The organism is Rugamonas violacea, assembly GCF_016461825.1.
Classification (GTDB): Bacteria; Pseudomonadota; Gammaproteobacteria; order Burkholderiales; family Burkholderiaceae_D; genus Rugamonas.
This window is the reverse complement of record NZ_JAEMNU010000037.1, coordinates 351,470-363,737: the sequence shown is the minus strand read 5'-3', so window position 1 is coordinate 363,737 and position 12,268 is coordinate 351,470. Positions and strand designations below refer to the sequence as shown.

Below are 12,268 nucleotides of genomic sequence, written 5' to 3'. Positions count from 1 at the left end.
ACCCATACAGAACATGGCTTCCCGCCGACGTCAGCATGGGCGCTAACGTGGCGCAGTACAGGCATGCCCCGTCACATCCGGCCGGCGGGGCATGGCTTCCCGCCTGCGCGGCGGTCCGCCGATGCGGAACGACAAATTCGGGGTTATTCCCGCGCAGGCGGGAATCTATACCCCGCATGTCCCTTGGCTCAGCATGGGTTCCCGCCTACGCGGGAACGACAAATTCGGGGTTATTCAATGCGCCCTTAAGCAAACCTCGAAGAGCCTGAACGAACAAGGCCCGGCCCGCGCAAGAGTGCCACGCCAAAACATTATCTGTATTGCAAAAATACCGCTTGCCCTCAGTGCCCAGCCCGGTACAATCGGGCGCGACGGCGTCTCACCAGACCAGCCGTCCCACCTCATCCAAGGACAGCAATGACCGAGAGCGCCACCCGCAACCCCATCGCCACCACCGCCGCGCCGACCAAGACCAAGCCATCGCAGCCGCCGCACGTGCTGATCGCCGCCCTCGGCACGGCCGGCGACGTGTTCCCCTTCATCGCCATCGGCCGCGCGCTGCGTCAGCGCGGCCACCAGGTGACCCTGCTGGCCTCGCAGCGCTTCGCCGCCGAGGTGGCTGCGGCCGGCCTCGGCTTCCACGCCCTGTTCAGCAACCAGGAAAGCGCGGCGATGCTGAACGATCCGCTGCTGTGGGACCCGAAAAAAGGCATCGGCGCCGCCTGGAAAGCCCAGCTCGCCATGCTGCAGCGCCTGCCCGACTTCGTCGCCGGCCTGCCGGCCGACGCACCCTGCGTCATGCTGACCCATCCGATTGGCGTGGCGGCGGCGGCGCTGGCGCGCACCCACCGGCCCGACCTGCGCATCGTCACCGCCTACCTGGCGCCGGCCAACCTGCGCACCTGCCACGACCCGCTGACCATCGGCTACACGGCGGTGCCGCGCTGGATGCCGCTGTGGCTGCGCGCCAAGCTGTGGCGCCTCGCCGAGGCGCTGACGGTCGACCCGGACACGCTGCCCTCGCTGAACCAGGCGCGCGCCGCGCACGGCTTGGCGCCGCTCACGCGCTTCTGGGACCACATGCTCGACACGGCGGACGCCTCGGTGGCGCTGTTCCCGGCCTGGTACGGGCCGGCCCAGCCGGACTGGCCGCAACCGTTTTCCCACGCCGGCTTCCAGTTGTACGATCCGCAGGCCGACACGCCCCTGCCCGACGCCGTGCGCAGCTTCCTGGCGGCCGGCGAGGCGCCCATCGTCTTCACCCCCGGCACCGGCTACCAGCACGGCGCCGCCTACTTCGCCGCCGCGCTGCGCGCCGTGCGGGCGCTGGGCCGGCGCGCCATCTTCCTCACGCCGCACCGCGCCCAAGTGCCGGCGCAACTGCCCGACAGCGTGCTGTGGCAATCCTTCCTGCCGCTGCGCACCCTGCTGCCGCAGGTGGCGGCGCTGGTCTACCACGGCGGCATCGGCACCCTGGCCGAGACCTTGCGCGCCGGCGTGCCGCAACTGTTGGTGCCCTGCGCCCACGACCAGTTCGACAACGCGCAGCGCGTCGAGGCGCTCGGCGTCGGGCGCACTCTGCCCATGAGCCGCCTGCGCAGCGGCAGCTTGCAGCGCGCGCTGGCCGCCCTGCTGGCGTCGACCGAAACGCGGGCGCGCTGCGCCGAACTGGCGACGCGCCTGGCCGCCGAGCCGGACGCGACGGTGGTCTGCGAACTGCTCGAGGCGCAGTTTGAAATGCATTGTAACTAACGTTGCGCGATAGTTAACTGAGGGATACACTTTTCTGGCGCTGACATCCGCAGCACACAACCCGTCCCACAGTTAGCATCCACCATGCCCCCAATCCCAAAATGGTTTGCCGTCACCACCCTGTTGGCCTGCACCGCGTGTAACGGCGCCGACATCTCCGACGCCCGCCGCGACCACCTGCTGGCCGGCGAGCACGGCTGGATCGACCTGACGCTGAGCGCGCCGGACGCCGCCGCCGGCTTCGACCCCGCCACACCCTGCCTGCTGACCTTCTCGCTCGACAAGGAAGGTCTGCTCGGCGAAAGCGCCACGCTGGCGCCGGCCGCCGCCGGCACGGCACCGCTCGGCTACCGCCTGGTGGCGCCGGCCGGCAAGCATCTGGCCGAGTTGAACATCGCCGGTTGCGTCAAGGAGGCCTACAGCGCCAAGCTGGCGCTGTCGCTGGAAAACAAGCATCTGGCCAATCTGGTCTTCGACGGCAAGACGCTGCAACTGCGCGACAGCCTGCCCTACGAGCCCACCTCGCTCGAATGGGTGCGCGGCGAAGTGCTCAAATTGCAGGCCCACGACGCCACCTCCGCCGACGCCCTCGCCACGCTGACCAAGCTGGCCATCGCCAGCCTGCTGCTCAATGTGCTCACGCTGGGCTACGTCTTCCTCAAACGCCGCGCCTGAGTTCCGTCGCCGCCGGCCACAAGCCCCCCTAAGCCGCCCCTAAGCTGCCGATACGCCGCCGGCGGCGGCCGGGCCGCGCGCGGCCGCCTTCTCCGCAAGGAAACAGCAATGTCCGAGAAATCAAGAATTTACGGCTACGACATCGCCCGCGCACTCGCCGTGTTCGGCATGGTGATCGTCAACTTCAAAACCGTGATGCACGCCCACGACGGCGGCGGCGCCTGGTGGCTGGCCATCTTCAACCTGCTCGACGGCCGCGCCTCGGCCATCTTCGTCATCCTGGCCGGCGTCGGCATCACCTTGATGAGCAACGGCGCGCGGCTCAGCGGCGACGCCGCGCTGCTGCGCCGCGAGCGCATCGCGCTGCTCAAGCGCGCCGCCTTCCTGTTCGTCACCGGCCTGCTCTACATCGCCGTCTGGCCGGCCGACATCCTGCACTATTACGGCGCCTACATCGCCCTCGCCGTCGTGCTGTTGGGCGCTTCGAACCGCACGCTGCTGTGGAGCGCGATCGGCCTCGCGCTGGCCTTCCCGCTGCTGTTCCTCAACTTCGACTACACCACCGCCTGGAACTGGGACACGCTGGCCTACGCCGACCTGTGGATGCCGGCCGGCTTCGCCCGCAACCTGCTGTTCAACGGCTTCCACCCGGTGCTGCCGTGGGCCGCCTTCCTGGTGTTCGGCCTGCTGCTGGGCCGACTGCCGCTGCAACAGGCCGGCCTGCGCCGCAAGGTTTTCTGGGGCGGTCTGACCACCACCGTGGTATTCGAAACCTTGGCCTGGGCGCTGCGCGCCGAGGCTCAGCGGCGCGGCTACTCGCCCGAACTGGTCGCCTATCTGTTCTCCACCACGCCGATGCCGCCGCTGCCGCTGTACTTCTTCTCCGCCGTCGGCAGCTCCTGCGCCGTCATCGCGTTGTGCGTGCAGGCCGGCGAAACCTGGCAGGACGCGCCTTGGCTGCGTCCGCTGATCCGCACCGGCCAGATGGCGCTGACCTTGTACGTCGCCCACGTCGTGCTCGGCATGGGTTTGCTGGAACAGCTGGGCCTGCTGAACGAGCAGTCGCTGGGCTTCGCCGTCGCCAGCGCGCTGCTGTTCTGCCTGGCCGCGATACTCTTCGCCCACCTGTGGCGCGGCCGCTTCAAGCTCGGTCCGCTGGAGTGGCTGATGCGCAGGGTCACCGCCAGCTGAGCACGGCGGCCGCGCCGGCTGGCCGGTGCCGCTGCGGCGGCCAATCGCGGCGGGCCGCCGGCGCTGGCCTAGCCGAAAATCAGCGACTGGTGCGCGCCGACGCCGGCCATCACCCCGCCGGCCGAGGCCAGCGTGGCGTTGGAACGCGGCTGCGCCATGTCGCCCGCCGCGTAGACGCCTTTGACGCTGGTCTGTTGCATCTCGTCGACCCGCACGGTGGCGCCCAGCGGGCCGTCGTCGAAGGCGCAAGCCAGTTGCTGCGCCAGCGGACTGGCCATGCGCGACCGCGGCGCGGTGAACACGGCGGCCATCGTCAGCACGCGGCCGTCGGCCAGGCGCACCGCCTGCATCGCAGGCGCGGTGCCGGCGAAGCCGACCACCGGCGTGCGCTCGATCTGCACGCCGCGCTGTTCCAAAGCGATCAGTTGTTGCGCATCCGGCTCGAACACGCCCTGCGTGAAGTAGGTGGTGCTACTGCCCCAGTCGGGCAACAACATGCCTTGGTGCACCGACAGCGCATGGTTGGCCAGCACGCCCAAGGGCTGGCCGCTCACCTCGTAGCCGTGACAATAGGGACAGTGCAGCACCGTTGTCCCCCAACGGCCCTCGATGCCGGCGATGGCCGGCAACTCGTCGCGCATGCCGGTGGCCAGCACCAGCCGCGCGCCCGTCTCCTCGCGGCCGCCGCCCAGCATGACGGCGAAACCGTGCGCCGTCTGCCGCGCCGCGCTGGCCAGGCCGTCGGCGAATGCAACCGTCGGATAGGCGGCCAGCTGGCGCCGCGCCTCGGCGACGATCTCATGCGGCGCCTTGCCGTCCTGGCCAAGGAAGCCGTGCGAGTGCGCGGCGAAACGGTTGCGCGGCTGTCCCGCGTCGATCAACAACACCCGGCGCCGCGCCCGCGCCAGCTGCATGGCGGCGGACAGGCCGGCGAAACTGCCACCCACTACGATCACGTCATAAGACATCGCGCATCCTTTCGATACTTTATAAGTTACATGATATTAGCACGAAGATTCTCCCGCAACTTATAATGTTGCGTGGGCGCCGTTTGCGCCCCGCCAACCAGGGAAGACCATGAGAAGTGACAACCGCCTATCGCGCATGCTGCACGTGCTGCTGCACATGGCCCAACACGAGGGTCCGGTGACGTCGGAGGTGATCGCGCACATGCTCGGCACCAACCCCGTGGTGGTGCGGCGGACCATGGCCGGCCTGCGCGACGAGGGTTATGTGCGCTCGGAAAAGGGACATGGCGGCGGCTGGGTGCTGGCGCGCAAGCTGGAGCAGATCAGCCTGTTCGACGTCTACCGCGCGCTCGGCGAGCCGGCGGTGTTCGCACTCGGCCTGTCGGACGACCACCCGCACTGCCTGGTCGAGCAAGCCGTCAACGCCGGGCTGGAGGACGCGCTGCGCGACGCCCGCGCCCTGCTGATGAAGCGCTTCGCCAAGCTGACGCTGGCCGACCTGGCGCGCGATGTCGAACAGCGCTCGACCCTCCATCCGGGACCGCTCGCACCGCGCGGCTTCGGCGCGGAGGAATAAAAAAGCCGGACGCTGCGCGTGGCAGGTCCGGCTCTTGCATGCGAAATGTCGCAGCGCCTGGCGTAGCTTGGCGGGGCTTGCTTTACCGCGCTTATTTTGCCGCGCTTACTTGGCCTTGCTCACTTCCACTTGCCAATCCAGGCCCGAGCCGATGTGGTGCTGGCGCGCATAGTTGCCCTGGCTGATGGCGACCGCCACGTCGAGCAGACTGTTCAGGTAGACCAGCGGCTTGCCCTTGGCCACGCCGCCGAAGCTGTGCTCGAACGGCGCCACCAGCTTGTCGACCTCCTTGCCGCCGTGCAGGATGCGCACCTGCACCTTGTTGTGCAGGCCGATCTGCAACTCCTCGAACAGCGACTTGGGAATATTCGTCCAGACGTTGCCGTACTTGTCGTCGAGCACAGGGACGATGCCGCGTATCGTGCCGTTCTTCAACACCGGCTTTTGGTAGGAGAGCTTGACCACCGACTCGCTCGGCAACACCGGGCCGACCTGCTCGTAGCTGATCGCGCCGGCGGCCAGGCGCGCGCCGACGTAGGCGTAGACGTCGCGGCCGTGGAAGGTGTAGGACTCGGCGGAGCCGGCCAGGCGGTTGCGCGACTCGTCGATCTCGCGCAGCTCGGCCACGCCGTCGCGCTCGGCGATCAGGGTGAACAGGCCGTTGTCCGGGCCGACGAAGTAGCGCCCGCCACGGGTCTTGAGCACCACCGACTTGCGCTCGGTGCCGACGCCGGGATCGACCACGGCGACGAACACGCTGCCCTGCGGCCAGTAGTTGGCGGTCTGGTACAGGCGGTAGGCGCCCAGCCAGATGTCGTAATCGGGGATCTGGTGGGTCAGGTCGGACACCTGCAAGGTCGGGTCGACGCCGTAGGCCACGCCGCGCATGGCCGAGACGGCGCCGTCGGCGGTGCCGAAGTCGGTCAGCAGCACCAGCGCCGAAGCGGCGTGGGCCTGGGTCATCATGACGGCGCTGAGGCAGGCCGTGGCGATCAATTTTGGAATCATGCGAAATGCCATCGTGGTCTACCTTTGTTCAACAATGTGGAGGAATCAATGCTCAAAAAGTATAGCTGAGCTTGCCGTAGAAGTAGGCGCCGTTGACGCCGATCGGGTTGACGAAGTTGTACGGCAGCGCGCCGCCGTAACTGGCGTTGTTGGTCTGGCGCACCCGGTCGGGATATTGGTCGAGCACGTTGTTGCCGCCCAGCGCCAGGGTCAGCTGCTTGCTCAGCTTGTACTGCGCCTCCAGGTCCAGCGACCAGACGGCGCCGAAGCGCTGGGCGTGCACGCCGTCGATCAGCGGCGCCTCCTGGTCGTAGGAAAAGTCCTTCAGCGCGCCGAAGCGGGTGGCGCGCGCCAGCACGCCCCAGCGGGCGCCCTGCCAGTCGGCGCCGAGGATCAGCTTGCTGCTGGGCGAAGCGTTGCGGATGCGGAACAGGCTGCTGTCGGTCAGCAGCGTCAGCGACGGGTCGATGGCGGCCAGCGCGGCCGAACTCTGCCGCACCTTGTCCAAGGTGGTTTTGTTCAGGTTCAGCGCGGCGTTCAGGTTCAGCTTGCCGCCGGCCAGGTTCAGCTCGTGGTTGAGCACCGCGTCTAGGCCGTCGCTGCTGGTGTCGAGCAGGTTGGCCAGGTAGGCCACCGACTGGATGTCGCTGCGGCCGATGCCGGCCAGGTAGGCGGTCACCGCCTCGCTCTGCAAATCGCTGCTGCGGGTGATGCGGTCCTTGATGCGGATGCGGTAGGCGTCCAGCGTGACGCTGGTGGCCGGCGCCGGCTTCCACGCCAGGCCGAGCGACAGGTTGGTCGACTTCTCCGGCTTCAAGGCTTCAGCGCCGAAGCGGCGCGCCAGGGCGTCGCCGGCCGGCAGCAGGGCCGCCGTCTGCAGGCCGCTGCCGTCGCTGTTGAAGTTCAGGGTGGCGAAGCGGAAGCCGGTTTGCACCAGCGCCGGCGCGCGGAAGCTGTTCGACAGCGACCCGCGCAGCAGGAAGTTGTCGGTGAACTTGTAGCGCGCCGACAGCTTGCCGGTCGAGGCCGTGCCGAAATCGCTGTAGTCGGAATAGCGCGCCGCCGCGCCGAGCAACAGCTGGCTGCCCAGCTCCTGCTCCAGGTCGGCGTAAATGGAGCGCACGTTGCGGCTGCCGTCGAAGGCGTCGGCGGGACGCAGGCCGGGGCCGGCCTGGGCGCCCGGCGGCGCGTCGGTGAGCGGGCCGGCGGCGTAGGAGGCGGCATCGCCCGGCGTGCTCCGGTAGGTCTCGCGCAGGTATTCGAGGCCGACCGCCAGGTTCAGCGGCGCGGCCAGGCCCAAGCCCAGATCCAGCTCGCGGCTCAGGTCGGCGTTCAGCGCGTTCTGCCGATAGTCGAAGGTGGCCAGGTGGAAGCTGGTCGGGCTTTGCGCGCCCAGCGAGGCGTTGGCCGAATTGCTCAGGTCGTAGCGGAATTTGTCGCCGCCGTGGCGCGCGCTCAGGTCCCAGTTCCAACCGGCGGCGGCGGCGAGGCGCAGGCCGGCCACCACGCTGAGGTCGGTCTTGTCGCCCTGGGTGACGGGACGGTAGCCCTGCGGATACAGCGCCGGCACGTTGGACGGATCGCCGGGGAAGCGGAAGTAGGCGCTGCCGTCGGACTTGCGCTGGTTCAGCGTGGCGAAGGAATAGGCGTCGACGCCGGGCGCCAGCGGCAGCAGGCTGTTGTAGAACAGGTAGTCGTTGTTCTGCTTCGAGTCGCCCGACTTGAACAGCACCTTGCCGTCCAGCGCCAGATCGGCCGGGGTCGAATTCCACGAGGTCCAGCCGGCATCGCTGGGACCGGCGCGCTCGGTCGGCGAGCGGCGCCGCGTTTCCGCGCCGAAGCGGAAGAAGCCGGCGTCGCCCAGCGGCACGCCGTAGTCGGCGTTGACGATCTTGGTCTGGCCGTCCGTCAAGGTCTGTTTGGTCGGCGCGAAGTCGGTGTGGTTGAGGCCGTAGCTGACCGAGGCCGAGCCGCCCTGCTTGGCGTTCTTCAAGACGATGTTGATGACGCCGGCCACGGCGTCGCTGCCGTACTGGGCGCCGGCGCCGTCGCGCAGGATCTCGATGTGGTCGATGGCGCCGGGCGGAATCGCGTTGATGTCGACCGGCACCGTGCCGGCGAAGCTGCTCTCGGTGTCAAGCACGGCGCTGGTGTGGCGGCGCTTGCCGTTGATCAGCACCAGCACCTGGTCGGGCGCCAAGCCGCGCAGCTGGATGCCGCGCACCGAGTCGGAGGCGCCGCTCGATTCGATGCGCGGGAAGTTGATCGACGGCGACAGGTTCTGCAGCGCCGCGCCCACCTCGCCGCTGGCCAGCGCGTTGCCGACCTCGCGCGCGCCGAAGCGGTCGATCGGCACGCTGCTGTCGAACACGGTGCGGTTGCGCGCGCGCGAGCCGACCACGGTGACCTGGTCGATGCTGGCGCGCGCCGCCGTCTCGCCGCCGCCCTGTTCCTGGACGGTCTGGCGGCCTTGCTCCTGGCCTTGCGGCACGGCCGCTTCCTCGGCCCGCAGCGGCGGCGCCATGCCGGCCAGCAGCGCGCAGGCCAGCGCCACGGCGCGCGGGCGCAGGCGCAAGTGCGGCGGTGCGATGTCGGACAGGCGCAACGGTGGCGGCGGCAGCTGGGCGTGGTGGCGAGTGTTCAAGATGTCCCTCCGGGAATACGGGTGAATGACTGGCAAGGCGCAAGCCTGGGTCGGATTTTCATCTTACCCGCATGCAAACTTGCCGAATAAGGATTTTTTCCTGATAAGCTTATTTGCCCATGGGCGCTTGACTTTCAGGCGCATTCTGTCAAATTACCCCATAGACACAATTCACACCACACACGAGGATCGAACATGCGGGGGCGCCATGTTGTTTTTGCTGCGGCGCTGGCAGCGTTGACCTTCCGGGCCGGCGCTTGCACGCTGACGATGGCGCTGGAACAATGGCCGCCCTACATCTACAACAGCGCCAAAACGGGCATCACCGGGCTCGACCTGGAGCTGGCCCAGGCCATCTTGAAGGAGGCCGGCTGCACCCTGCTGATCCAGCCCGAGCTGCCCACCGCGCGGCGCCAGATCCTGTTCCAGAAAGGCGAGCTGAACCTGATGCTGGCCGCCTCCGACACGCCCGAGCGGCATCGCTACGCCCGCTTCAGCGTGCCCTACCGCTACGAGACGGTCAGCGTCTTCACCACCGCCGACAAGCTGGCCAAGTACCGCCACCTGGCCGGCTTCGACGGCATCGCCAAGGACCACCTGCCCCTGCTGGCACCCAAGGTCGGCTGGTACGGCCGCGACTACGCCCGCGTGCTGCCGGCGCTGAGCCAGGACGGCCAGCTGAGCACCTTCGGCAGTTTCCAACAGGGCGTGCGCATGCTGGCCGCCGGCCGCGCCGAGCTGATCCTCGGCGATGCCGGCGCGCTGCGCTACGAGGCGCACCAGCAGGGCGTCAAGATCGCCGCCCTGCCCTTCGTCGCGCTGCGCGCCTCGGTGCACTTGATGCTCAACACGGCCAGCACCACGCCGGCCCAGCTGGAAGCGATCAACGCCGCCATCGGCCGGCTCGAACAGGGCGGCGAACTGGCGGCCATCCGCCTGCGCTACGGCGAGCGCTGAGCCGATCCACGACGGAATGACAAAAAAAACCACGTTGCAGTAATTGACTGTTCTTACGGCAAGAAAATCGGCGTAGTATCAGACTTTGCACATCCTTCTGGTTTGCAAGGTTTTCCATGTCCAGACGGCGCCCCCCGCCGCTGGCCGGTCCGGCCGCCCTCGCCGGCCCCAACCTGATCCCTCCGCGCGACTGAGCGAAACGACCATGGACACGATCACGCTAACGCCGGCGATGCCGGGCCACCAAGCTTTCCTGCTGGCGCTGTACACCGGCACGCGCGAGGACCTAGCCGGCCTGGACTGCGACGGCGAGGGTTTGCAGAATCTGGTGCGGCTACAGTTCAAGGCCCAGCAGCAGTACTACCAGGCGCAGTTTCCACTGGCGGCGGCGCAACTGGTGCTGCTCGACGACAGCCCGGTCGGCCGCATCATCGTCGAGCGCGGCGCCACCGAGTTGCGCCTGGTCGACATCTGCCTGCTGCCCGGTTTCCAGCGGCGCGGCATCGGCCAGCGCCTGCTGCGCCTGCTGATGGAGCAGGCCGCGCAAGCGGCGCTGCCGCTGCGTTTGAGTGTGCTGCTGGACAACCCCGCCCAGCACCTATACCAACGCCTGGGCTTCGTCGCCGGCGCCGTGGCCGGCATCCACCTGTCGATGGAGTGGCGCGGCGAGCAAGCACAGCAAACCGACGCGGCCGTCGCCGGCCGGTCAAGCGGATAAAGAAAATCTCGATGCAACGCCAGCCCGTTCAGCGGCGGCTAGCAGTTGGCGCACCGGCTCAGCCCGGCTCGAACAACAACGAACCCTGGCGCGGCCTGGCCGACTCCGCCGCGGCGGCGAATCCCTGCGCGCCGGGCAGCATGGCCTTGGCGATCAGCATGAAGTCGGCCTCGGACACTTCGAAGTGCCCCATGCGGAAGGAGTAACCCCAGCTACTGCGGCCACGGGTGAATTCCAGCTCCTGCAACAACGGATGGATGGGCGCCTCGTCGCAGGCCTGGTAGGCGACATCGCGGCGGAAGGGATGGAAGTCGGGCGTCATCTCGACCTGGTAGGTGTCGTCGCCGACGACGCGGCCGATGGCGGTGAAGCGCTGGCATTTCTCGGCGCCCTGGAACTGCAGCACCGGCGAGTAGAAGACGATGCCGTCGCCGGCCGCCATGCGCGCCAGCGAGCCGCGCTTGCCGTGGCAGACCTGGCAAAAGCCGCCCTGCACGCCGCGCAGGATGTGCTCCCGCGACACCACGCCACACCAAAATCTGCTCATCGCCCGCCCTCCCCTTCATATTGGCGCCGGCCGCTGCCGGTCTGCCGCCATGATAGGCCGGGCCGCTGACAGATCCTGTCAGTAGCCTGCCGCCCCGGGAGCTGGTGCTAGTGCTAGCGCTAGTTCTTGTTCATCACCATCCGTTCGCGCATGGCCGGCGTCATCTCGACGTTTTTGTCGGCGTCGATCAGCATGACTTCGTTCAGGCCGAGGCGCTTGGCCATCGCCTTCCAGCCGCGCGGGCCGGTGATGAACAAGGGCTTGGAGTTGCCGTCCGAACGGGTGCCGGCGTCGTTGCCGCCGCCGGTGATGATGGTGACCGAGGCCACCAGGTCGATGGTGTCGCCGCTGCGCGGGTCGATGATGTGCGGGTGGCGCTTGCCGTCGTTCATGAAGTAGCGCATGTAATCGCCGCTGGTGCCGATCGCCTCGTTGTCGTGCAAGGCCACCTGGGCGATGGAGCCGGCGCCGCGCGGGTCGCGCACGCCGACCATCCACGGCCGCGCGCCGGGCTGGCCGATGGCCATGACGTTGCCGCCGATGTTGATCAGCGCGGCGCGCACCTGTTCGCCGCGCAGGATGGCGGCGCCGCGGTCCAGCGCGTAACCCTTGGCGTAGCCGCCCAGGTCCAGCATCACCGCCTTGTTGCGGCTGGAGATCTTGTGGCCGTCGTAGCGCAGGTCACTCATGCGCGGCTTGGCGTCGACCCAGCGCTTGATCTCGGCCGGCGTCGGCGCGTGCGCGGTGATGTCGCTGCTCTGGAAGCCCCACAGGCGGATCAGGTGGCCGATGGCCGGGTTGAACAGATTGTCGGAGCGCTCGGCCAGCGCGGTGGCGGCGCGCAGCATGTCGACCATCTCGGCGTCCGACTGGTAGCTTTCGCCACGGGCGATGGCGTCGTTGAGCTCGGTCAGCGCGCTCGGCTGCCAGGCGTGGAATTTGTGGTGCAGGCGGTCGAACTCGGCCAGCACGCGGGCGCCCAGTTGCTCCGCCCGCTGCTGGCTCTCGCCGTAGATGGCGACGTCGATCTCGGTGCCGAACACGCGGCCCGGAATATGGTGGATGGTGTCGGTGGCGGCCTGGCCGCCGGCGGCCGACAACAGCATCAAGGCGCCGGCCAGGAGAGGCGCGGCGCGGCGCAGCAGGGTCTTCAACATACGGGCTTTCTGGTTCGTGGATGAATGACGCTTTTCACCCAAGGGCGCAAACCTGGGGTCGGACCCAACGGGTC

11 protein-coding genes are annotated in these 12,268 nt (G+C 68.4%); 6 read left to right on the top strand and 5 right to left on the bottom strand.

Annotation, left to right across the window (positions count from 1 at the left end; all coding sequences use genetic code 11):
* Window positions 1-417: 417 nt before the first annotated feature.
* From H7U20_RS09260 to H7U20_RS09250, 3 genes are all read left to right on the top strand, one after another.
* Window positions 418-1,752: a glycosyltransferase gene (locus H7U20_RS09260; RefSeq protein ID WP_199758840.1), complete on the top strand. Its 1,335-nt coding sequence runs from the start codon at window positions 418-420 to the stop codon at window positions 1,750-1,752.
* Window positions 1,753-1,836: 84 nt separating this feature from the next.
* Window positions 1,837-2,427: a hypothetical protein gene (locus H7U20_RS09255; RefSeq protein ID WP_199758839.1), complete on the top strand. Its 591-nt coding sequence runs from the start codon at window positions 1,837-1,839 to the stop codon at window positions 2,425-2,427.
* A 108-nt stretch (window positions 2,428-2,535) separates the two neighbouring features.
* Complete coding sequence (locus tag H7U20_RS09250) at window positions 2,536-3,618, top strand: DUF418 domain-containing protein (RefSeq protein ID WP_199758838.1); 1,083 nt, start codon at window positions 2,536-2,538, stop codon at window positions 3,616-3,618.
* Window positions 3,619-3,686: 68 nt separating this feature from the next.
* On the opposite strand, the gene H7U20_RS09245 is transcribed toward H7U20_RS09250, so the two are convergent.
* Complete coding sequence (locus H7U20_RS09245) at window positions 3,687-4,586, bottom strand: NAD(P)/FAD-dependent oxidoreductase (protein ID WP_199758837.1); 900 nt, start codon at window positions 4,584-4,586, stop codon at window positions 3,687-3,689.
* A 109-nt stretch (window positions 4,587-4,695) separates the two neighbouring features.
* Between H7U20_RS09245 and H7U20_RS09240 the strand changes: the two genes are divergently transcribed.
* Window positions 4,696-5,163, top strand: a complete 468-nt coding sequence (locus H7U20_RS09240; RefSeq protein WP_199758836.1) for an Rrf2 family transcriptional regulator — start codon at window positions 4,696-4,698, stop codon at window positions 5,161-5,163.
* Between the two features lie 105 nt (window positions 5,164-5,268).
* Here the strand turns inward: H7U20_RS09240 and H7U20_RS09235 are convergent, their stop codons facing one another.
* Together H7U20_RS09235 and H7U20_RS09230 are read right to left on the bottom strand one after the other, a co-directional pair.
* A complete protein-coding gene (locus H7U20_RS09235; protein ID WP_199758835.1) occupies window positions 5,269-6,171 on the bottom strand; it encodes an SAM hydrolase/SAM-dependent halogenase family protein in 903 nt (300 codons plus the stop codon).
* A 52-nt stretch (window positions 6,172-6,223) separates the two neighbouring features.
* Window positions 6,224-8,815, bottom strand: a complete 2,592-nt coding sequence (locus H7U20_RS09230) for a TonB-dependent receptor plug domain-containing protein (protein ID WP_233410595.1) — start codon at window positions 8,813-8,815, stop codon at window positions 6,224-6,226.
* A 195-nt stretch (window positions 8,816-9,010) separates the two neighbouring features.
* Between H7U20_RS09230 and H7U20_RS09225 the strand changes: the two genes are divergently transcribed.
* Window positions 9,011-9,772 carry a substrate-binding periplasmic protein gene (locus H7U20_RS09225; RefSeq protein ID WP_199758834.1) on the top strand — a complete coding sequence of 254 codons (762 nt, stop codon included), beginning with the start codon at window positions 9,011-9,013 and terminating at the stop codon, window positions 9,770-9,772.
* A gap of 205 nt (window positions 9,773-9,977) precedes the next feature.
* Window positions 9,978-10,490, top strand: coding sequence for a GNAT family N-acetyltransferase (locus H7U20_RS09220; RefSeq protein ID WP_199758833.1), 513 nt, complete (start codon window positions 9,978-9,980; stop codon window positions 10,488-10,490).
* Window positions 10,491-10,548: 58 nt separating this feature from the next.
* On the opposite strand, the gene H7U20_RS09215 is transcribed toward H7U20_RS09220, so the two are convergent.
* Both H7U20_RS09215 and H7U20_RS09210 read right to left on the bottom strand, forming a co-directional pair.
* Window positions 10,549-11,037: an EVE domain-containing protein gene (locus tag H7U20_RS09215; RefSeq protein WP_199758832.1), complete on the bottom strand. Its 489-nt coding sequence runs from the start codon at window positions 11,035-11,037 to the stop codon at window positions 10,549-10,551.
* 119 nt (window positions 11,038-11,156) lie between these two features.
* The gene (locus tag H7U20_RS09210) at window positions 11,157-12,194 is read right to left on the bottom strand and encodes an FAD:protein FMN transferase (protein WP_199758831.1); all 1,038 of its coding nucleotides are present in this window, start codon (window positions 12,192-12,194) and stop codon (window positions 11,157-11,159) included.
* Window positions 12,195-12,268 lie beyond the last annotated feature (74 nt).

Bases quoted from the DNA above. Each gene is read 5' to 3' on its own strand.
- H7U20_RS09260 (WP_199758840.1), top strand. From the start codon at position 418: ATGACCGAGAGCGCCACCCGCAACCCCATCGCCACCACCGCCGCGCCG.
- H7U20_RS09255 (WP_199758839.1), top strand. From the start codon at position 1,837: ATGCCCCCAATCCCAAAATGGTTTGCCGTCACCACCCTGTTGGCCTGC.
- H7U20_RS09250 (WP_199758838.1), top strand. From the start codon at position 2,536: ATGTCCGAGAAATCAAGAATTTACGGCTACGACATCGCCCGCGCACTC.
- H7U20_RS09245 (WP_199758837.1), bottom strand. From the start codon at position 4,586: ATGTCTTATGACGTGATCGTAGTGGGTGGCAGTTTCGCCGGCCTGTCC.
- H7U20_RS09240 (WP_199758836.1), top strand. From the start codon at position 4,696: ATGAGAAGTGACAACCGCCTATCGCGCATGCTGCACGTGCTGCTGCAC.
- H7U20_RS09235 (WP_199758835.1), bottom strand. From the start codon at position 6,171: ATGATTCCAAAATTGATCGCCACGGCCTGCCTCAGCGCCGTCATGATG.
- H7U20_RS09225 (WP_199758834.1), top strand. From the start codon at position 9,011: ATGCGGGGGCGCCATGTTGTTTTTGCTGCGGCGCTGGCAGCGTTGACC.
- H7U20_RS09220 (WP_199758833.1), top strand. From the start codon at position 9,978: ATGGACACGATCACGCTAACGCCGGCGATGCCGGGCCACCAAGCTTTC.
- H7U20_RS09215 (WP_199758832.1), bottom strand. From the start codon at position 11,037: ATGAGCAGATTTTGGTGTGGCGTGGTGTCGCGGGAGCACATCCTGCGC.
- H7U20_RS09210 (WP_199758831.1), bottom strand. From the start codon at position 12,194: ATGTTGAAGACCCTGCTGCGCCGCGCCGCGCCTCTCCTGGCCGGCGCC.